The organism is Paracoccus caeni (assembly GCF_016629665.1).
GTDB lineage: Bacteria > Pseudomonadota > Alphaproteobacteria > Rhodobacterales > Rhodobacteraceae > Paracoccus > Paracoccus caeni.
In genome coordinates, this window is sequence record NZ_JAEPRQ010000004.1 from 184,240 (window position 1) to 202,991 (window position 18,752).

Genomic DNA, 18,752 nt, shown 5'->3' on the forward strand with positions numbered 1-18,752 from the left:
CTGTGTTCCGTTTGCGACGCCGTCCTTGATGAGGCGAAATTCAGCGAAGGCCGGCAGCATCGACAACGCGTATAATCGCGAAGGCCAGACCGCGCAAATATCGGCCCTCCCGGCTGGCTCTGTCTCGGTCACGCCAGCCTTATGCAGCACGGCGGCCCGTTTCCAGGCCGCCGTCGGTTCAGATTGCCAATGAGTGGATGCGCCGCCCCTTGGGCATTGCATCAGGCGGGGCGTTCGCCCTCTTTCGGTCGCCAGGTGATCAGACGGTTTTCGACCACATCCAGAATGCTGTCGATAATCAGCACGAAGATCGCCAGAACGGTGATCCCGGCAAAGACACCTGCTGCGTCGAAATTCCCCTCGGCCTGCGAGATCAGATAGCCAAGCCCTGCCGACGATCCCAGATATTCACCGATGATCGCGCCAACCACCGCGAACCCGACCGAAGTCCGCAGCGATGACAGGATCCAGCTTGCCGCCGCCGGGAAATAGACATGCCGCAGCAGCGCGGAACGGTTCGCGCCAAGCACGCGGGCATTCGACAACACCACCGGATTGACTTCGCGGACACCCTGCATCGCGTTGAAGAAGGTGACGAAGAAGACCAGCGTGACCGCCAGTGCCACCTTGGACCACAGGCCAAGGCCCAGCCACAGCACAAAGATCGGGGCCAGCACGACCCGCGGGATCGCGTTCAGCGTCTTGATAAACGGGTCAAGGATGCGTGCGGTGCGGCGGCTAAGTCCCAGCCAGACACCAGCGCCCACACCAAGCGCGGTTCCGATGACATAGCCCAGAACGGTCTCGCTGAGGGTGATCGAGACGTGCTTGTAGAAGCCGGGATTGATGATCCAGGCGACGATCTGTTTCAGGATGTCCAGCGGTGCGGGGAAGAAGAACGGATCGATCAGCCCGGCGGTCACGCCAAATTGCCAGCCGCCGAAGATCAGCACCAGCAAGGCAAGCTGGATCAGGCGGTCATTTATTGCGTGCATAGCTTTTCTCCACTTCGCCACGTAGCGACGCCCAGATGTTGCGATAAAGTTCCATGAAACGGGTATCGAGTTTGATCTCAGCCACGTCGCGGGGACGCGACAGATCGACCTCGAAACTGTCGATCACCCGGCTGCGCGGACCGGCGGCCAGCACCACCACCCGGTCGCCAAGTGCAATGGCCTCTTCCAGATCATGGGTGATCATCACCACCGCCCGGCGATCTTCCTGCCACAGTGCCAGCAATTCGTTCTGCATCAGATGTCTTGTGTGGATGTCCAGCGCCGAAAACGGCTCGTCCATCAGGATCACCTTGGGGCGGGTGATCAGCGCCTGCGCCATCTGCACCCGCTTGCGCTGCCCACCGGAAAGCTGCTGCGGATACCGACCCTCGAAGCCTGCAAGTCCGACTTTGGCCAGCCAGTCCATCGCCTGCGCCCGACGCTCTGCCGCGCCGACGCCGCGAAACATCAGGCCCAGTTCGACATTCTCCAGTGCGGTTTTCCACGGCAGCAGCGCATCCTGCTGAAACAGATAGCCGATATCGCCGCCGGTGCCGGTTACGCGCTGGCCGTCGATGCTGACGGTGCCTTTCGCGGGCTTCAGCAGTCCGGCAACGGCATTCAGAATTGTGCTTTTGCCGCAGCCGGTCGGGCCGACGACGGTGAGAAACTCACCATCGCCTACGTTCAGATTGACGTTCTCGACCGCGACGAAGTCGCCGAAAGCCATGGTGACATCGGCGATCTCGACCATCGGCTTCGCGGGGTCGGGCCGCCTTTCTACGCTGACCGGCGGCACAGATCGGGCCAGCACGCTCATTGGGTCACCTCGGCGGGCGCGACGTTCTCGACGAAGGCGTCGGTATAGGTGCGCGACAGATCGATTTCGGCATTGGCGACGTTTTCGTTGAACGTCTTCAGCACCTCCAGCGGCGTATTGATCGTCTCGGGATCGATCATCCCGTCCGGCGAAAAGATCGCCATCGCGTTCTGCACCGCCTTGACATAAGTGTCGCGGTCGCCGGTGACGAATTCCTGCGGCAACACATCGACGATCTCTTCGGCGGTATGGTCGTGCATCCAGCGCAGCGCCTCGACTGTGGCGTCGGTGACTTTCTGGATCGTCTCGGGGTTCTCATCAATGAAATCCTGCCGCGAATACAGGACCGAGGTGGGATAGATCCCGCCATAGATCGCGATTGCCCCCTCGTCCGAGCGCGCGTCGATCAGGATCTTGCCGATGCCGCGTTCGGTGATGATGGTGGCGGCGGGGTCATAGTTCACCAACAGGTCGATCTTGGCCTCTTGCAGCGCCGCGACCGCCGTTCCGCCCGAGCCGACACCGATCAGTGAAACATCGGCATCGCTCAACCCGTGGCGCTGAAGGTAATAGCGCACGAAGAAGTCCGATGAAGAACCGGGGGCGGTGATGCCGATCTTGGCGCCCTTGATCGTTTCGGGGTTGGCGGGATCGAAGGTCGCATCGGGGCGACCGGCCAGCACCAGCCCGGAATTGCGGGCAAGCTGGACGAAGGCCACGACTTCCTTGTTCTGCGCCTGCATCTGGATGGTGTGATCATAGAAGCCCACGGCGACGTCGGTCGAACCCGCAACCAGCGCCTGCAGCGTCTTCGAGCCGCCCGAGGCGAAGTTGTCCACCCGCACCTCCAGCCCGTGCTTTTCATAAAGCCCAAGGCCCTGTGCCACCGGAAAGGGCAGATTGTTCAGATTGAAAGAGCCGACGGCGATGCGGACATCCTCGGCCATTGCAGGGAAGGCAAGGGCCGTCGATGCGGTCAGCGCCATGATCAGGTTTCGCATTCTGTTTCTCCTCCGTTAGTCTTGGTTCAGGCCGCGCATTGCGACGCGGCGGGTTTGGCAAGGACATGTCCCTCGAACAGGCGGCGGGCCGTGCGGATGATCCCCGCGACGATCTGCCCGTCCCGTTCCTCGATATCCACCGACAGCTGGCCGCCGGGATGTTCGATCCCGATGATGGCCGGCAGCGCGGGGGTGCCGAATTGCCGCGCCAGCACCGTGCCGGGTGTGATCGCGGCGGTGGCGATGCCGACCGCGCCGGTTGTGGCCAGCGAGGGGTGGCATTCATGCGGCATGAAATAGCGCACGGCAAAGTTGCCGCCGTGATGAGGCGCACTGAACAGCACCGGCTTGGGGATGACCAGCCCCGAGACATCGCCCATTCCCATGGCAGCCCCCGCCTTGCGGCGCAGCGCCTCTAGTCGGGCCAGCATCTCGGCATTGCCATTCAGCGCGGCGACGGTCTCGGTCCCGGTCACGCCCATATCTGCGGCAGCCAGGATGATCATCGGCATGGCACAGTCGATGCAGGTCACGTCAATACCGTCGATCCGGTCCACCGGACGCCCGGTCGGCATCAGTTTGCCCGTGCGCGCCCCCGCCGCATCCAGAAACGACAGCGAGATTGGCGCCGCATTGCCGGGCACCCCATCGATCCGCGCCTCGCCCAGATAGCAGACCTTGCCGTTCGGTGTGTTCAGCACCGCCTCGATCATCTTGCTGGTATTGACGTTGTGAATCCTGACCCGCGTTCGTTCGCCGGTCGGCACGACCAGCCCCGCCTCGATCGCGAAAGGGGCGACGGCGGCAAGCATGTTGCCGCAATTCGGGGACGTGTCCACAAGGTTCTGGTCAACCCGAACCTGCGCAAAAAGATAGTCCACATCGGCCCCCGGAACGGTGCCCGGCCCAATGATCGCGACCTTGCTGGTCACCGGATTGCCGCCACCGATCCCGTCGATCTGCAGCGGATGTCCCGAGCCCATCACCGACAGCAGCAGCCGGTCCCGCTCGACCGGATCGGCCGGAAGATCCGTCGCCAGAAAGAACGGCCCCTTCGACGTGCCGCCCCGCATCATCACGCAGGGGATTGGGATCAGATCGTTCATCTTCCGCAGTCCTTGCATCAACATGCGACACTGATGCAGAATTCGCACCAATTACTGAAATGCAAAGATCACATGGAGTGATGCGTTTTGATTATCAATTGTGACATCCTCGACTTGCGGGCCTTCCTGATGGTGGTCGAAACCGGCGGCTTCCACCGCGCCGCGGAAAAGCTGAACATCTCGCAACCGGCGCTGACCCGGCGAATCCAGAAGCTGGAGCAGATCGTCGATGCGCCGCTGCTGGAGCGCACCACCCGCCACGTCGCCCCGACCGCCACCGGGACCGAGCTTCTGCCACTGGTCCGCCGCCTGCTGGACGAATTTGATTCGACGCTGTTTTCCATCCGCGATGCCGGGCGCGCCGGTGGGCATTTCACGCTGGCCTGCGTGCCGACGGCGGCTTTCTATTTCCTGCCCGGCGTCATCCAGAAATACAGCGAGCGTTATCCGAATATCCGGGTCAGCATCCTCGATCTGCCTGCCATAGATGGGTTGCAGGCGGTGGCACGCGGCGAGGCCGAGTTCGGCATCAATTTTCTTGGCGGCACCGAAAGCGGGCTGATCTTTGACAAGCTGGCCGACGATCCTTTCGTGCTGGCGGCGCGGCGCGATCATCCGCTGGCCTCACAGGACGAGGTTCACTGGTCCGATCTTGAGCCGCACCGCCTGATCACCGTCCACCGTGCCAGCGGCAACCGCACCCTCCTGGATGCGGGCCTAGCGCACAAGAATATCAAGCTGCGCTGGTTCTACGAGGTGACGCATCTGTCCACCTCTCTGGGTCTGGTCGAGGCGGGGCTGGGCGTTTCCGTCCTGCCCCGCCTTGCCACCCCCTCGGGCGATCACCCGATTCTGGTGACGAAACCGCTGGAAAATCCGCGCATCAACCGCACCATTGGCGTGGTCCGCCGTCAGGGCGCGCGCCTGTCGCCACCCGCCGACAGGTTCCTGTCGCTGCTTTTGGAGATGTGGACAGAGAAACCGGACTGACGCTCAGCCGTGTTTTTGAGACAGGCTTTGCATCCAGCCCAGACTGGTCATCTACGGATCGTCCTTCCCGTCAGATGCGTCAGAAATCGGCGCGTTCACCGCATACTGTTCGACAAGCGCGAGGGCGCCCAAACCCGTTCCGGTGCGGATCACGCGTCGATCCTTGCCCCGCTTTCCGTGTCGAAAAGGTGCAACTGATCCGGCGCGAGGCTGACGAAAACCTGCTCGCCTTCCGCCACCCGGACCGAGGCGGGGACCGCGACCATGAAGCTCTGCCTGCCTGCCGTGAGGCTCAGCAACCGCGTCTCTCCATGAAACTCGTCCCGATCCGCAATCGCCGGGATCGCGCCCGGCATGCCGTCGCGGACAAGGCTGATCGCGCCGGGGCGGATGCCGACCGTCACCGGACGCTCGCTCAGCGGGAAGGGCGCGTCGATGCTGATCTCTCCGTCGGTCAGCTTGCCGCCGCTGGCGACGAGGTTGAAGAAATTCATCCCCGGCGTCCCGATGAACCCTGCCGCGAACAAAGTGGCCGGGCGGGAATAGATTTCCTCGGGCGTTCCCATCTGCTCGATCCGGCCCGCATTCATCAAGACGATCCGGTCGGCCAGCGTCATCGCCTCCAGCTGGTCATGGGTCACGTAGATCGAGGTTGAACGCAGTTCCTTGTGAAGGCGCGCGATTTCGACACGCAGATGCCCGCGCAGCTTGGCGTCAAGGTTCGACAGCGGCTCGTCGAACAGGAACACTTCGGGCGTCTTGATCATGGCGCGGGCGATGGCGACGCGCTGTTGCTGACCACCCGACAACTCGGTCGGCTTGCGGTTCAGATAGACCTGAAGGCCCAGCGTCTCGACCACGGGCGCAAGGCGCCTGGCGATCATGTCCTTCGTCTCGCCCGCGCGTTCCAGTGCGAAGGTGATGTTCTCGCGCACCGACATATGCGGGTAAAGCGCGTAGTTCTGAAACACCATGGCGATGCCCCGGTCGCCGGGATCAAGGTCGTTCACCCGCCTGCCGCCGATCATCAGATCGCCGCCGGTGATGTCTTCCAGACCCGCAACCATGCGCAGGATGGTGGATTTCCCGCAGCCCGACGGGCCAAGGAAAACCACGAATTCATGATCCTCGATCGACAGGCTGAAATCGCTGATCACCTCATGCTCGCCGTAGGATTTACGGACCGAGCGGCATTCGACGGTTGCCATTAACCCTTCTCTCCCTGTTGATCGACAAGGATTTGCAGCTTCACATCCTCGGGGCGGCCCTCGGCTGCGCGCTCGAAGGCGGCGATGGACTGGTCAAAGCCGAACGTGTCAGAGATCAGCGGCTTCAGATCGACCTTGCCCGCGCTGATCAGCGCCAATGCGCGGTCGAAAACGTTGGCATAGCGGAACACCGTCTCCATCCGACATTCACGCGCCGCCGCACCCGAGATGTCGATGGCCACCGGCTCGGGCGGCAGGCCGACGAAGACCACCGTGCCGCCGGGGCGGACGATGCGGAACAGATCGCGCATTGCCGCCTCGGCGCCCGAGCATTCGAAGACGATATCGACGCCCCAGCCTTCGGTCTCAGTACTGACCACCTCGCGCAGCGACACCTCGCGGACATTGACGCCGGTGATGCCCTCATACTGCTGGGCCAGGGCCAGCTTGGGTGCGGACACGTCCGAAATCAGCACCCGCGAACAGCCCCCGGCCAAAGCGGCCAACGCCGTCATGATCCCGATGGTGCCCGCGCCGATGACCACGGCGGTATCGCCCGGCTCGATCCGGGCGCGCTTCGCGGCCTGCATGCCGACGGCGAAGGGTTCGACCATCGCGCCTTCGGCGAAAGAGACATTGTCGGGCAGACGGTAGGTGAAGGCGGCAGGGTGGATCACCTCGGGGGTGAGGACACCGTGGATCGGCGGGGTCGCCCAGAAGGTGACGGCGGGATCGACGTTGTAGAGCCCCATTTTCGACGCGCGCGACAGCGGATCGGGGATCCCCGGCTCCATGCAGACACGGTCGCCGGGGCGCAGATGGGTCACATCTGCGCCGACCTCGATCACGGTGCCGGCGGCTTCATGGCCCAGCACCATCGGCGCATTCACCACGAAATCACCGATCCGACCATGGGTATAGAAATGCACGTCAGAGCCGCAGACGCCGACCGTATGGATGCCGATCCGCACGTCATCCGGGCCAAGCGTCGTTGGCAGGTCGATATCGCGCAGTTGCAATTCGCCGATACGTTCAAGAACAAGTGCTTTCATGATCTTCAGTCCTGAGGAGATTTCTTGGAGAAGGCTGTATTCATGCCGCGCCCGACCAGCGCCAGCAGGATCAACGGCGGTAAAGACAGCAAGACGACAGCGGCGTTCAGGATGCCCCATGGCACATTCATGCCAAGCTGGGACATTTCCGACGCCACGATGGGCAGGGTTTTCGCCTTCGACGTGGTCAGCATCAACGCCAGCAGAAACTCGTTCCAGACAAGGATGAACGAGAAGGCGATGGCCGACAGAACCTGCATTCGTGCGATGGGCAGCGCCACCCGGAAGAAGGTTGCATAGGGGCCAAGCCGGTCCACGCGGGCGGCCTCTTCCACGGCGATGGGCACGCGCTCGAAAGCGGGGACCGACAGCCAGATGGTGATCGAGATGGTGATCGTCAGATAGGTCACGATCAGCGCGATGCGGCTGTCATACATGCCAAGGCTGATCCAGATCACCATCATCGGAATGGCGACCGCGACCGGCGGCATGAAGCGCAAGGACAGCGCGAAGAACTGTGCCTCGCGGGTGGCGCGGTTCTTGATCCGGGCGATCACATAGGCCGCAGGCACGCCCAGCACCGCCCCGATGACCACCGCTGACGAGCAGATGATTAGCGAGTTCTGCAAGGCCCGCGCGACCGACCGGCGGCTGAGGACATAGTCCATATTGTCCCAGACCGGGGTGAAGAACAGCTTCGGCGTCCCGACCAGCAGATCGGCATTGGTCTTGAACGCATTCAGCAGCGTCCACAGCAGCGGAATGACAACGACCAGCCCGGCCAGTATCAGCACCGCGCGCAGGATCAGGGTTCCGGGTCTCATGTGCCGATCCTTTTCCAGATGGTCGAGAACATCAGGATACTGATGACCAGCATGATGACCGCCATGGATGAGGCGTAAGATATTCGCCCCGCCTCGATGAAGCCCTGTGAATAGGCATACATATCAAGCGTCTCGGTCGAGATGCCGGGTCCGCCGCGGGTCATCACATAGACAAGATCGAAGGACCGCAGCGACTCGATCGCCTTCACCAGCGTCAGTGAGATCAGCGGCAGCTTCAGCATCGGCAGGGTGATGTAGCGATGAACGCGCCAGCCCTTGATGCGGTCGATGCGCGCGGCTTCGATCGGCTGCGGCGGCAGGGATTCCAGCAGCTTCAGCACGATCACCGCGAAGAACAGGCCCCATTGCCAGACATCGACGAAGGCCACGGTGAACAGCGCGCTGTTGGGCGAGGCCAGCACGTCAGGCGTCTGCCCGGTCAACGCCCGGACCGGCCATGTCACCGAGCCGTAAAGCGGATGGACGGCGAATTTCCAGACGAAGGCGGCGCAGACGCGCGGCAGCAGCACCGGGATGATGAACAGGAAGCACAGGATATTCCGCCAGCGGGGCGAGGCCGCCTCGAACATGGCGATGCCAAGGCCGATGCCGGTGATCATGGTCAGGCTGACGCTGATCACCTCCCATTTCAGCGACACCCAGAGGGCGTTGAGGAAGCGGGCGTCGGAAAACAGTGCGATATAGTTGGCGAACCAGACGTAATCGGAATCCGGCGCGCTAAGCGTGCGGTTCTGTAGCGAGATATTGATGGCGTAGATCGTCGGGATCAGCGCCAGCACGATCAGGACCACAAGCGCCGGACCAAGGAAAACGACCGGAAGAGAGCGTCCGCGATTCATGACATTCTGCCCGAGATTGAGATAGGAAATGACAGGGGCGAGGGGGGTTTCGCCCCTGTCTCGTCGCGATCCTTTCAGATCACAGCGATCTTGCGAATTCGTCCAGTTCCTTGACGGCACCATCGACATCAGTGCGCGTCCCGGTGATCAGCTCTTCCAGCTTGATCCCCCAGTTGTTGCCCAGCTCTTGCCAGCGCGGATCCTGCCAGAACAGAACCTGCGTATGGTTGCCCGTCGCGGCCATGGCGTCGGCAAGGTTCTGGCCGAACGCCTCGACATAGGCCGGGCTTTGATAGGTGCTGGTGCGGGTCAATTCGCCCGGCTGACCGGCTTCCAGACGGCGAGCCTCCTGCTCTTTCGAGGTGGACCATGCCACGAACAGACCGGCGCAGGCCTTCTCCTCATCCGTCGGGTTGGCGGCGGCGGCGATGGCGAAGCCATGCGCATAACCCGAACCGGCCAGCGGCGCGGGCGGTGCCAGGAAGGCCACCTTATCGACGACCTGACTTTGCGCCGCGTCAACCGACATTCCGCCCAGCGGCGCGGATTCGACAAGCAGGGCGATCTTGCCCGCCCGGAACGCGCCGGTCGATTCATCGAAGGAACCCGTCTGCGTGCCCGGTGCCGAATACTGGAACAGCTCCAGATATTCCTGCGTCGCGGCGGTCGCGGCTTCGATATTGATCGGCGTGTCCTCGGACTCGAACCACTTGCCGCCGTGCAGCGCATAAAGCGGCAGCCAGCGCCACACATTCGCACCCGACCCGCGCTGCCCGCGCAGACCCGTGCCATAGATACCCGCCGCAGGATCGTTCAGCGCCTCGACCGCGGCCTTGTATTCGTCCCATGTCTTCGGCGGCTCGATCCCGGCGGCTTCCAGAATGTCGGTGCGATAGACCAGCAGATCGCCTCCGCCCTGAATCGGCGCGAACCATTGCTTGCCGTCATAGGTCGCGACCTGACGCATGCCGGCGTCGAAATCGTCATAATCGTATTCGTCGGGATAGTACCCGGGCAGCGGCACGATCCAGCCCGAAGACGCGAAGAGCGGCAGGTTGGCTTCGTCCACGTAATAGACATCATAGCTGCCAACGGTCGAGGCATCGGCCTGCGACTTCGCCCGTCGGTCGTTCTCATTCAGGTAGTCAATTTCGAACCCGGCGCCGGAAAGCTCTTCGAATTCATCAACATAGTCTTCCAGCAGCGTCAGCCCGTCACGCGGTTGTGCCAGAATGCGCAGATCTTCCGAGCAAACGGCCTGCGCCCATGAGGCACTACCCATCAGGGCCGCCGAAAGACCGGCGGTCGCAAAAAGTAACTTCATTCTGAATCTCCTCCCCGAGATGAAGCAGATGCGGCTTCGTCACATCTGCGCTTATGATTTGCCGATAAAAGCGCCTCTTCTAGCTTATCTCTTGACATAAACCGATACTTTTATGTCATTCTTGGGGAGGGGAGAGCATTAATCGCATGGACAAAACACCATTACGCCCAAGAGACGACCAGCAGACCGAGGAACACGACTACAACGCCCATCAGGTGCCGCCGCGGTCCTTCTCGGCCAAGCGTGAACAGATCAGCATCCCGGAAGAGCGGTCTTATCTGATCCGTCTCGACGACTATCCGTATCAGCTTTGCATCTGGAATTATCACCCGGAATGGGAGCTGCATTATATCCCTTATGCCAGCGGTCTGGCCTATGTCGGCGACTATGTCGGCTCGTTCGAGCCGGGGCATCTGGTCCTGTGCGGAAAAAACCTGCCGCATAACTGGATCACGCCATCGGGCGTCGTGCCCGAGCGCGATTATGTGCTGCAATTCGACGCCGACCGGCTGATGGCGATGCCAGAGCTGCGCGCATTGCAGGCGCTGGCGCCGATGGCCGAACGCGGCATCGAATTTTTCGGTGACGACGCGGCCCGGATTGGCGCAATGGTCATGCGGCTTGCCGAAAGCAGCCCGGCCGCGGGTCTTGGCATCTTCGCGGAAATTGTCGGACAATTGCATGCGGCCCAGGACAGCCGATTGATGGCGAGTGCCGGTTTTGTCGAAAACTATGTTCCGCTTTCGGGTCGCCGCCATGCCCGGATCGATGAGGCGATCCAGATGCTGCAATCCTCGCCCAGCACCAATATGCAGACCATCGCCAAAAAGCTTGGCACCGATCCGGCGACCTTCTCGCGCAGCTTCAAGGCGCTGACCGGGATGAATTTTTCGACCTATCTCTGCGCGGTCAGGCTTGGGCGGGCGCGGGCGATGCTGGCCGATACCAGCCAGCCGATCACCGATATCTGTTTCGATTCCGGCTTCAGCAACCTGTCGAATTTCAACCGCACCTTTCTGCGAGAAACCGGAATGACGCCGCGCACCTACCGCAAGATCGCGCATCTGAAAATGTCGCAGGGCGAGACAGGTCCGAAAGTCGCATAAGACCGCCGCAGCCACCCGAAAGAATCCCCGCTGACGTTGCGTCAGAGATGAACCTGTTCAAAACGTCCAGAAAATCTGGCCGTTTTATGTCGAATCGGGGCAGACATTCAAAAGCCATTTCCCTTAATACTCGACTAAACGTCTGGTGATTAAGGAATGCGCAATATGATCTCTCTCCGGAACGTGTTCAGGATATTCGATGACGGCACGACGGCGGTTCGGGCGGTCTCGGATGTGGATCTGGACATCTCGAACGGCGATGTCTTCGGTATCATCGGCTATAGCGGCGCGGGCAAAAGCACGCTGATCCGCCTGCTGAACGGGTTAGAGCGCCCGACCAGCGGCAGCGTCCGCGTGAACGGGGTAGAGATCGGCACCGCGACCGAGGCACAGCTTCGCCGCATCCGCCCCCGGATCGGCATGATCTTCCAGCATTTCAACCTGCTCTGGTCGCGCACTGTCCGGGGCAATATCGCGCTGCCGATGGTGATTGCGGGCGTTCCGAAGGCCGAGATCGCCGCACGCACCGAAGAACTGATCCGCCTTGTCGGGCTGGAAGGGCGCGAAGAGGCATGGCCCTCGCAGCTATCTGGCGGGCAGAAGCAGCGCGTCGGCATCGCCCGCGCGCTGGCCAACAATCCCGAAGTGCTGCTTTGCGACGAAGCCACCTCGGCGCTGGACCCCGATACCACCGATCAGATCCTTGATCTGCTGTCGGACATCAACCGCCGCCTTGGCCTGACCATCGTGCTGATCACCCACGAAATGCACGTCGTCCGCCGCATTTGCAGCCATGTCGCGGTGATGGAACAGGGCCATATCGTCGAAACCGGCCCGGTTTCGCAGGTCTTCGCCAACCCGGAACAGCCGGTCACGCAACGCTTCCTGCGACAGCTTCCGGCAACGGGGAACGATGGCGCGCGCAAGCTGTCGGTGATCGTGCCGCAGGGGCGAGAGGCCGATTTGCTGCGTCTGGTGCATGACTTGCAGCTTGTCCTGACCCCGACACCCGGACGCGACGCAGATAACGGCCAGGCCCGGTTTGATCTGACGCTGGACGATGCCCATCCCGACCCCGAACCGATCCTTGCCCGGTTGCAGGACAGCGGCCTGACGCTGGCGGAGGGCTGATCAATCATGTTCGAGACGATTTTTCCCCGCGTCCGCGGCGATCAGCTTTGGCAGGCCACGCTGGACACGCTTTACATGACCGCCTTTGCCGGGGTCGCGACCTTCCTGCTGGGCCTGCTTCTGGGCGCGGCGCTGTTTCTGACCTCGCCCGGACAGCCGCTGGCGAACCGGCCCATCTATGCGCTGATGTCGGTCATCGTGAATGTGGGCCGGGCGATCCCCTATATCATCCTGCTGGTCCTGCTGATCCCGTTCACCAAGGCGGTCGTCGGCTCGATCCTTGGCGTGAACGCCGCCCTGCCCTCGCTGATCTTCGGCACCGCGCCGTTCTACGCACGCCTTGTCGAGATCGCCTTTCGCGAGGTCGATCGCGGCGTGATCGAGGCGACCCGCGCCATGGGCGGCGGTCTTGGGACGATCCTGTTCCGGGTGATGATCCCCGAATCCAGCCCGGCGCTGGTCTCGGGCATCACAGTCACGCTGATCGCGCTGGTGTCGTTCACGGCAATGGCCGGGGCGATTGGCGCGGGCGGCCTTGGCCATCTGGCCTATCTCGAAGGATTTCAGCGCAACAACCAACAAGTCACGCTGGTCGCGACCGCCGTGATCCTTGCCATCGTCTTCATCATTCAGCTAACCGGCGACCGCCTGACGCGGTTTCTGGACAAACGTTAACGAAAGGAAAAAGAATGAAGAAACATATCGTTGCAGCCGCCGTTCTGGCGCTTGGCACCAGTGGCGCATTGGCCGACACCACGCTTCGCGTCGGTGCAAGCCCGGTTCCGCATGCCGAGATCCTTGAATTCGCAAAGCCGATCCTTGCCGAACAGGGCATCGATCTGGAAGTGATTGTGTTTCAGGACTATGTCCTGCCGAACACCACCCTTGCCGGGGGCGAACTTGACGCCAACTACTTCCAGCACGTCCCCTATCTGAACTCGGTTCTCGAACAGAATGCGGGCGATGAAAGCTATGATTTCGTCAATGCCGGGAATATCCATGTCGAGCCTATCGGCATCTATTCCAAACGCTGGAAAACGCTGTCGGAACTGCCGCAGGATGGCCGGGTCATCCTGCGCGATTCCGTGGCCGAGGAAGGCCGCATCCTCTCCATTTTCCAGCGCGAAGGCGTGCTGACCCTGAAAGAAGGCGTCGAGCCGGTCGATATCCGCATCTCGGACATTGCCGAAAACCCGAAGAACCTGACCTTCCTGCCCGATATCGAGGCATCGCTGCTGCCGCAGGTCTATGCCAATGACGAAGCTGACGCGGTGACGATCAACGCCAATTACGCGCTTGGCGCGGGGCTTGATCCGGTGAACGACCCGATTGCGGTCGAAAGCGCCGAGAACAATCCCTATGCCAATATCATCACCGTCCGTCGCGGCGATGAAGAGCGGCCCGAGATCAAGGCACTGGTCGAGGTGCTGCAATCCGACGCCACCCGCGAATACATCAACGAAACCTACAAGGGCGCAGTGCTGCCCGTCGTCGAGTAACAAGACCCGCAGGGGCGCTATCCCGCCCCTGCCCTCTCGCGGAACAGGTCCGGTCGCGCCTAACCGCCGACCGTGATCTCGCGGGTGACAGTGGCGATATCGCCGCTCTGATCGGTCCAGACCATGCGCAGCGCCCCGCTGCGGCGGGCAGCGAAGGTGAACTCGATATAGGGGTTCTGCGAAATCGCCGTCTCGGGCTGCCATTCCATCAGCAGATCATCGTCCAGATGCGCCTGAAAGCCCTGCAACAGGTTTTCCGGCATCGGCTGACCGGCGGCATCGATCCGAAACCCGGTCTCCATCGGATGAACGATCTGCGCGCGGATACGGACAACCTCGCCCTGGGCGGGGGTTTCGTTGCTGATCCAGATGCGGGGGGGTGTCGTGGACATGGGAAACCTCACATACCGCAGCCGCCGGCGGCGACGGTGATTTCACCCTTGGCCTGCAACACGCGGCCATCGCTCATCCGCGCCAGCGCGCGCAGTTTCATCGACTGGATCAACCGCACCCGCACCGCCACATCGGCCGAGCCGGTCATCGGCGTGAACCGGAACCGGCACGCCAGCGGCAGGGGATTGCGCGAAGCCAGAACGATGATCTCTTCGCAGAAACTGTCCCCGGTCATCGCCTCGGTCACATGAACACGCAGCGGAACGGCGGCAGGATTGTCGCCAAGCGCAGGCAGCTCCAACACCAGCCCCTCATTCACCGGCTGCTGCCCGTCCAGAAACTGGGCGGCCAACCGATCGGATTCGGCATCGTCCGGCTGCGGCTCGGCAATGGTCGAGATCTGGGCGCGCGCCGGGAATGGAACCGCCACGGCGGCAAGCCCCGCGCCCAAGGCCGCGCCGGTCAACAGCAATTGGCGACGCCGCATTTCAGCGAAGGAAGTCATTGAACATCCCGTCGATCCAAACGAAATCCTCCTTCATCAGATCGGGCGTTCGCACGTCGATGTCGATCTGCGTCTGATGCACCTGATTGTCGGCGCCCATCTCATAGGTGAACTCCACCGAGATCGCCTCTTGCGGATCGCCGTTCACCATCATGTAGCACAGGTTGTCCGGAAGGCGCATGGCGACCTCTTCACCGCGGACCCGCTGGCCGATATAGCCCGCGACGATCTTGCCGATATAATTCGCCACATGCGCGCTTTTGGGATAATGGCCGAAATGCGGTGACACCGCGCCCATGCTGTCGCCGATCACATAGACGCTGTCATCCTGTCTCGCATGGAAAAACAGCGGGTCCATATCGGCCCAGCCGGTCGGTTTCCCCTCGGCATCGGTGCCGATCAGACCCGCATGAAACACCATGTCCGAGGCTTGATGAGGCGGCATCAGCACCGCCTCGTCAAAGTCGAAATCCCCGGCCTCGGTCATGATCCGCTTGTTATAGGGATCGACCTCCTTGACCTTCGCATTCGGGACATGGGTGATGATGTCGGGATAAAGCTCTTCGAAGGCGGCGCGGTATCCGGCGCCGATGGGCGCGACCTGCGGCTTCGGATCAAGGATGATGATCTTGGCCGGAATGTTGTTGGTCTTGTAATGCCACGCCATCACGCAGGCCCGCTCATAGGGCGATGGCGGGCAGCGATGCGGCGGCGGTGGCAGGGTCATCACAATGGTGCCGCCGGTAAAGTTGCGGACCTTGTTCTTCAGCGCCAGCGATTCCGCACTGGGAATATAGGCCGAGGGGAAATGCGTCCGCGTATATTCAGCCGCCTCCAGATCCTCTCCGAACCACGCGTCATAGGCATTGCGGATCCCGCCCGCGAGGATCAGGAAATCGTAATCCACATTCCCCTGCGAGGTGCGGACGATCTTGCGGTCACGCTCAATCGCGGTGATTTCGCATTGCACGGTGGTGTAGCCGTATTTCTGTGCGGGCGCGATCATATCATGGGCCAGAAAGCCGGTATCGACCACATCGATCAGCCATTTGTTCGACATCGGACAAGACCAGAAGATCGGGTTCCGCTCCAGCACGATGACATCGGCATCGGGCAGTTCCTCGCGCAGATAGCGCGCGGCAGTCAGCCCGCCCCAGCCTCCGCCGCAGATGACGATCCTCGCAGCATTGCCCTTGCGCGGCAGCAGCACGGTCTCCGAGGTCAGCGCGGCGGGTGCGGCCAAGGCGTTCCGGCCGATCAGCCCCATGCCGATGGCGATAGCGGGGGCAGAGGTCAAAAGCGTGCGGCGGCGTAACATCAGGGCGTCTCCTTGTCAGGCGAGCGGATCAGGACAAGCCCGATCACGATCCCGGCAAGGATGCCTGAAAACGCGACCAGACTGGCCAGCGATAACGTGGAGGTACCGGAAATACCCTGCCCGATAGAACAGCCCAAAGCAAGGACACCGCCAAAGCCCATCAGCACGCCCCCGGCAATCGCCTGCATCGCGCGCCCCGTGGAACCGATGGATTCCAGCCGGAAATCCGACGACAGCACCGCCACCACCAACGCGCCTAGCGCCGTTCCGGCCACCGCCGCGACGCCAAAGCTCAACTCGCGACCCGTGGACAGGATCAGCCATAACAGCCCCTCGCCCATCGGTCCCACATAGCTGAGCGAGGTCAGCACCTTCGGATCGAACGGATCATCTGTGACAAAGCTGACCCACCAGCCCGCCGCGATGACCAGACCGATGATGACTGCCATAGCCGCCTCGGCCCGCCGGTTGCGGATCAGCGGCAGCGCAAGCCAGATCAGCAGCCCGACCGGCAACCCAATGGCCAGCAGCATGGCAGGCCAGCGGCCAAAACCTGCGAAAACATCTATCAGCGACAGGCGCGACGGTTCGACCACGCCCATCGCCTGAACCGCATTCCGCAGCGGCTGCAACACCCCGGTCAGGCTGGCCTGCGCCGCCAGCGCCAGACTGACCAGCACCAGACCCGAGCGCAAATTTCCCCCCGCCGCCAACACGACCGAGCGCGCGCCGCAGGCATTCGCCATCACCATGCCCAGCCCAAAGATCGCACCCCCGGCCAACATCGCCATCCACGAAAAGCGCGGCCGCATCGGCAGTGACCCGGCAAGATTGGTGCCTCCGGTCAGCGCAAGGATTTGCGTGGCAAGGATCGCCACCGCAATCGCCAGCGCGAATGCCCGCAGCGGCGACAGATCGCCTCGCCCGACCAATCCCTTCATGCCGCGCAGCAGACAGAACCGCCCCGACCGCGCCGCCGCTCCGAAGATCAGCCCAAGCACCAGCCCCGCAATGACCGCATTCACGACCTGCCCCAGATGTCGGCGGTGATCGAGGCATACCAACCCGCGCCATATTCCGCCTCGGCCTTGCGGAAATGCGCATCGGCATCGATTGGGCTGACACCGCCGGAATCGGGGATTTCGATGATCGCATCCCCGTCAGCCGCATAGACCCCCGCGACCGAGATGCCCCAGTCAGGCCCGATCAAGCTGTAGCAGGTATTGGCAAAACTGGCAGGCGGCGGGGCGCGTCCGGCCAAATCGGCGCTGATCGCGGCGACGGCAACCTTGGCCTGCGCATTGGCGCAAAAGCCGGATTTCGGCATCGGCGCAGCAATGGTCGCATCGCCCACCACATGAATATCCGGCACCAGCATGGATTCGAAGGTGTTTCCTTTCACCGGCACCCAACCCGTCTGATCGGTGACACCGGCCCGCTCGGCGATCCAGCCCGCTTTCTGCGGCGGCACCACGTTCAGCACATCTGCCCGATGGCGTGTTCCGAAGGTCGTCTCGACCTCACGCGCCGCCGCATCGACCCGAAGCACCTGCCCATCGTTCGTCAGGCTGACCCATTCGATCATCCCGCCATAAAGCGCCTCCCACCCCTGTTGAAACAGCGCCTGTTTCGAGAACGTATCCTTGCTGTCCAGCAGCAGCACCTTGGATCGCGGCTTATGCGTCTTCAGATAATGCGCGACCATCGAGGCCCGCTCATAGGGGCCGGGCGGGCAGCGAAACGCGCCGTCGGTGATCGACATGACGAAAAGCCCGCCATCCTCCATCGCTTCAAGCTGTGCTTTCAGCGCCTGCGTCTGCGGCCCGGCTTTCCATGCGTGCGGGACGATTTCAGCCGCGGCTTCGTCATAGCCCGCCAACGCGTCCCACCGGAAATCGATCCCCGGCGACAGAATCAGCCGGTCATAGTCCAGCGACTGACCATCGCTCAGGATCACCCGGCGTGCCGCCCCGTCGATCTGTTCGGCGGTCGCATGGATCACGTTGATCCCCGCGGCCCTCAGACCGTCAAAGCCATGGCCGATACTGGCCCAGTCGCGCAACCCGCCCAGATAGAGGTTCGAGAACGGACAGGTGACAAAGCTGGTCGCCGGTTCGATCAGCGTGATTTTCATCTCCGGGTTCAGCCGCCGCAGATAGCGCGCCGCCGTCGCCCCGCCAAAACCGCCGCCCACAACCACGACATGCGCCGAAGCAGCCTCTGCCCGGACCAGACCCGGCATTGCCAGCGCACCGATACCGGCCCCGATCCCCATCAAGGTGCTTCGCCGCGAAACGCTCATTCCTCGACCTCCGAGAACCAGATGGCGAGCGTGTCGATCTGCGTCCGGTCATATCCTTGCATCAGCCGCGTCATGATCGTTGCGGGCTCGCTGCCGTCCTGAAACGCGGTCAACCTTTCCAGCAAATACTCTCGCGGAAGCCCGGCGATGTCAGGCATAACACCGGGCGAGCGGCCATCCGGCCCGTGGCAACTGGCACATGGTCCGGCCAGCACCTGCGCCGCATCACGATCATAGCTGTCTGCACCGGACGCCTGTGCCAACAGGAGGCTGCAAAGAAAAACGGCGATCAGGCGCATGGCGGGCGGTCCTCTCCGT

20 protein-coding genes are annotated in these 18,752 nt (G+C 62.3%); 5 read left to right on the plus strand and 15 right to left on the minus strand.

What is annotated here, in order from left to right; all coding sequences use genetic code 11:
* Positions 1-221 precede the first annotated feature (221 nt).
* From JJJ17_RS12960 to JJJ17_RS12975, 4 genes are read right to left on the minus strand one after another with little or no spacing between them, the layout of a single operon-like run.
* Positions 222-995, minus strand: a complete 774-nt coding sequence (locus JJJ17_RS12960) for an ABC transporter permease (protein ID WP_200687128.1) — start codon at positions 993-995, stop codon at positions 222-224.
* Positions 979-1,815 (minus strand): ABC transporter ATP-binding protein, encoded by an 837-nt coding sequence (locus tag JJJ17_RS12965; protein WP_200687130.1) that lies wholly within the window; start codon positions 1,813-1,815, stop codon positions 979-981. Before JJJ17_RS12965 ends, JJJ17_RS12960 begins: the two co-directional genes overlap by 17 nt.
* Positions 1,812-2,816, minus strand: coding sequence for an ABC transporter substrate-binding protein (locus JJJ17_RS12970; RefSeq protein WP_200687132.1), 1,005 nt, complete (start codon positions 2,814-2,816; stop codon positions 1,812-1,814). Before JJJ17_RS12970 ends, JJJ17_RS12965 begins: the two co-directional genes overlap by 4 nt.
* 26 nt (positions 2,817-2,842) lie before the next feature.
* The gene (locus JJJ17_RS12975) at positions 2,843-3,922 is read right to left on the minus strand and encodes a 4-oxalomesaconate tautomerase (RefSeq protein ID WP_200687134.1); all 1,080 of its coding nucleotides are present in this window, start codon (positions 3,920-3,922) and stop codon (positions 2,843-2,845) included.
* A gap of 87 nt (positions 3,923-4,009) precedes the next feature.
* Between JJJ17_RS12975 and JJJ17_RS12980 the strand changes: the two genes are divergently transcribed.
* Positions 4,010-4,912: a LysR family transcriptional regulator gene (locus tag JJJ17_RS12980; protein ID WP_234464081.1), complete on the plus strand. Its 903-nt coding sequence runs from the start codon at positions 4,010-4,012 to the stop codon at positions 4,910-4,912.
* A gap of 149 nt (positions 4,913-5,061) precedes the next feature.
* On the opposite strand, the gene JJJ17_RS12985 is transcribed toward JJJ17_RS12980, so the two are convergent.
* From JJJ17_RS12985 to JJJ17_RS13005, 5 genes are all read right to left on the minus strand, one after another.
* Positions 5,062-6,120, minus strand: a complete 1,059-nt coding sequence (locus tag JJJ17_RS12985) for an ABC transporter ATP-binding protein (RefSeq protein WP_200687137.1) — start codon at positions 6,118-6,120, stop codon at positions 5,062-5,064.
* Positions 6,120-7,172, minus strand: a complete 1,053-nt coding sequence (locus JJJ17_RS12990; RefSeq protein ID WP_200687139.1) for an NAD(P)-dependent alcohol dehydrogenase — start codon at positions 7,170-7,172, stop codon at positions 6,120-6,122. Before JJJ17_RS12990 ends, JJJ17_RS12985 begins: the two co-directional genes overlap by 1 nt.
* Positions 7,173-7,177: 5 nt before the next feature.
* On the minus strand, positions 7,178-7,996 hold the full coding sequence (locus tag JJJ17_RS12995) for a carbohydrate ABC transporter permease (protein WP_200687141.1): 819 nt from the start codon (positions 7,994-7,996) through the stop codon (positions 7,178-7,180).
* Entirely contained in the window at positions 7,993-8,856 is an 864-nt protein-coding gene (locus JJJ17_RS13000; RefSeq protein WP_200687143.1) for a carbohydrate ABC transporter permease, read from the minus strand. Before JJJ17_RS13000 ends, JJJ17_RS12995 begins: the two co-directional genes overlap by 4 nt.
* A gap of 79 nt (positions 8,857-8,935) precedes the next feature.
* Positions 8,936-10,180: an extracellular solute-binding protein gene (locus tag JJJ17_RS13005; protein ID WP_200687145.1), complete on the minus strand. Its 1,245-nt coding sequence runs from the start codon at positions 10,178-10,180 to the stop codon at positions 8,936-8,938.
* A gap of 146 nt (positions 10,181-10,326) precedes the next feature.
* On the opposite strand from JJJ17_RS13005, the gene JJJ17_RS13010 reads away from it, so the two are divergent.
* From JJJ17_RS13010 to JJJ17_RS13025, 4 genes are all read left to right on the plus strand, one after another.
* The gene (locus JJJ17_RS13010; protein WP_200687147.1) at positions 10,327-11,286 is read left to right on the plus strand and encodes an AraC family transcriptional regulator; all 960 of its coding nucleotides are present in this window, start codon (positions 10,327-10,329) and stop codon (positions 11,284-11,286) included.
* A 165-nt stretch (positions 11,287-11,451) separates the two neighbouring features.
* Positions 11,452-12,417, plus strand: coding sequence for a methionine ABC transporter ATP-binding protein (locus JJJ17_RS13015; RefSeq protein WP_200687149.1), 966 nt, complete (start codon positions 11,452-11,454; stop codon positions 12,415-12,417).
* 6 nt (positions 12,418-12,423) lie between these two features.
* Positions 12,424-13,092: a methionine ABC transporter permease gene (locus JJJ17_RS13020; protein WP_200687151.1), complete on the plus strand. Its 669-nt coding sequence runs from the start codon at positions 12,424-12,426 to the stop codon at positions 13,090-13,092.
* A gap of 14 nt (positions 13,093-13,106) precedes the next feature.
* Positions 13,107-13,916 carry a MetQ/NlpA family ABC transporter substrate-binding protein gene (locus JJJ17_RS13025; protein ID WP_200687153.1) on the plus strand — a complete coding sequence of 270 codons (810 nt, stop codon included), beginning with the start codon at positions 13,107-13,109 and terminating at the stop codon, positions 13,914-13,916.
* Between the two features lie 59 nt (positions 13,917-13,975).
* Here the strand turns inward: JJJ17_RS13025 and soxZ are convergent, their stop codons facing one another.
* Genes soxZ through JJJ17_RS13055 form a run of 6 tightly spaced genes read right to left on the minus strand, consistent with a single transcriptional unit; the run spans position 13,976 to position 18,733 of the window.
* Entirely contained in the window at positions 13,976-14,308 is a 333-nt protein-coding gene (soxZ, locus tag JJJ17_RS13030) for a thiosulfate oxidation carrier complex protein SoxZ (protein WP_200687155.1), read from the minus strand.
* Positions 14,309-14,316: 8 nt separating this feature from the next.
* Positions 14,317-14,814 carry a thiosulfate oxidation carrier protein SoxY gene (locus tag JJJ17_RS13035; RefSeq protein WP_200687157.1) on the minus strand — a complete coding sequence of 166 codons (498 nt, stop codon included), beginning with the start codon at positions 14,812-14,814 and terminating at the stop codon, positions 14,317-14,319.
* Positions 14,798-16,132, minus strand: coding sequence for an FAD-dependent oxidoreductase (locus tag JJJ17_RS13040; RefSeq protein WP_200687159.1), 1,335 nt, complete (start codon positions 16,130-16,132; stop codon positions 14,798-14,800). Before JJJ17_RS13040 ends, JJJ17_RS13035 begins: the two co-directional genes overlap by 17 nt.
* On the minus strand, positions 16,132-17,157 hold the full coding sequence (locus JJJ17_RS13045; protein WP_200687161.1) for a YeeE/YedE family protein: 1,026 nt from the start codon (positions 17,155-17,157) through the stop codon (positions 16,132-16,134). Before JJJ17_RS13045 ends, JJJ17_RS13040 begins: the two co-directional genes overlap by 1 nt.
* Positions 17,154-18,434: an NAD(P)/FAD-dependent oxidoreductase gene (locus tag JJJ17_RS13050; protein ID WP_200687163.1), complete on the minus strand. Its 1,281-nt coding sequence runs from the start codon at positions 18,432-18,434 to the stop codon at positions 17,154-17,156. Before JJJ17_RS13050 ends, JJJ17_RS13045 begins: the two co-directional genes overlap by 4 nt.
* Positions 18,431-18,733, minus strand: a complete 303-nt coding sequence (locus JJJ17_RS13055) for a c-type cytochrome (protein ID WP_200687165.1) — start codon at positions 18,731-18,733, stop codon at positions 18,431-18,433. Before JJJ17_RS13055 ends, JJJ17_RS13050 begins: the two co-directional genes overlap by 4 nt.
* Between the last annotated feature and the right edge of the window lie 19 nt (positions 18,734-18,752).

Excerpts from the sequence above, each read along its gene's own strand:
- JJJ17_RS12960 (WP_200687128.1), bottom strand. The coding sequence starts at position 995 with ATGCACGCAATAAATGACCGCCTGATCCAGCTTGCCTTGCTGGTGCTG.
- JJJ17_RS13020 (WP_200687151.1), top strand. The coding sequence starts at position 12,424 with ATGTTCGAGACGATTTTTCCCCGCGTCCGCGGCGATCAGCTTTGGCAG.
- JJJ17_RS13040 (WP_200687159.1), bottom strand. The coding sequence starts at position 16,132 with ATGTTACGCCGCCGCACGCTTTTGACCTCTGCCCCCGCTATCGCCATC.
- JJJ17_RS12965 (WP_200687130.1), bottom strand. The coding sequence starts at position 1,815 with ATGAGCGTGCTGGCCCGATCTGTGCCGCCGGTCAGCGTAGAAAGGCGG.
- soxZ (WP_200687155.1), bottom strand. The coding sequence starts at position 14,308 with ATGTCCACGACACCCCCCCGCATCTGGATCAGCAACGAAACCCCCGCC.
- JJJ17_RS12995 (WP_200687141.1), bottom strand. The coding sequence starts at position 7,996 with ATGAGACCCGGAACCCTGATCCTGCGCGCGGTGCTGATACTGGCCGGG.
- JJJ17_RS12970 (WP_200687132.1), bottom strand. The coding sequence starts at position 2,816 with ATGCGAAACCTGATCATGGCGCTGACCGCATCGACGGCCCTTGCCTTC.
- JJJ17_RS13035 (WP_200687157.1), bottom strand. The coding sequence starts at position 14,814 with ATGACTTCCTTCGCTGAAATGCGGCGTCGCCAATTGCTGTTGACCGGC.
- JJJ17_RS13050 (WP_200687163.1), bottom strand. The coding sequence starts at position 18,434 with ATGAGCGTTTCGCGGCGAAGCACCTTGATGGGGATCGGGGCCGGTATC.
- JJJ17_RS13005 (WP_200687145.1), bottom strand. The coding sequence starts at position 10,180 with ATGAAGTTACTTTTTGCGACCGCCGGTCTTTCGGCGGCCCTGATGGGT.
- JJJ17_RS12985 (WP_200687137.1), bottom strand. The coding sequence starts at position 6,120 with ATGGCAACCGTCGAATGCCGCTCGGTCCGTAAATCCTACGGCGAGCAT.
- JJJ17_RS13010 (WP_200687147.1), top strand. The coding sequence starts at position 10,327 with ATGGACAAAACACCATTACGCCCAAGAGACGACCAGCAGACCGAGGAA.
- JJJ17_RS13055 (WP_200687165.1), bottom strand. The coding sequence starts at position 18,733 with ATGCGCCTGATCGCCGTTTTTCTTTGCAGCCTCCTGTTGGCACAGGCG.
- JJJ17_RS12975 (WP_200687134.1), bottom strand. The coding sequence starts at position 3,922 with ATGAACGATCTGATCCCAATCCCCTGCGTGATGATGCGGGGCGGCACG.
- JJJ17_RS13015 (WP_200687149.1), top strand. The coding sequence starts at position 11,452 with ATGATCTCTCTCCGGAACGTGTTCAGGATATTCGATGACGGCACGACG.
- JJJ17_RS13000 (WP_200687143.1), bottom strand. The coding sequence starts at position 8,856 with ATGAATCGCGGACGCTCTCTTCCGGTCGTTTTCCTTGGTCCGGCGCTT.
- JJJ17_RS12990 (WP_200687139.1), bottom strand. The coding sequence starts at position 7,172 with ATGAAAGCACTTGTTCTTGAACGTATCGGCGAATTGCAACTGCGCGAT.
- JJJ17_RS13025 (WP_200687153.1), top strand. The coding sequence starts at position 13,107 with ATGAAGAAACATATCGTTGCAGCCGCCGTTCTGGCGCTTGGCACCAGT.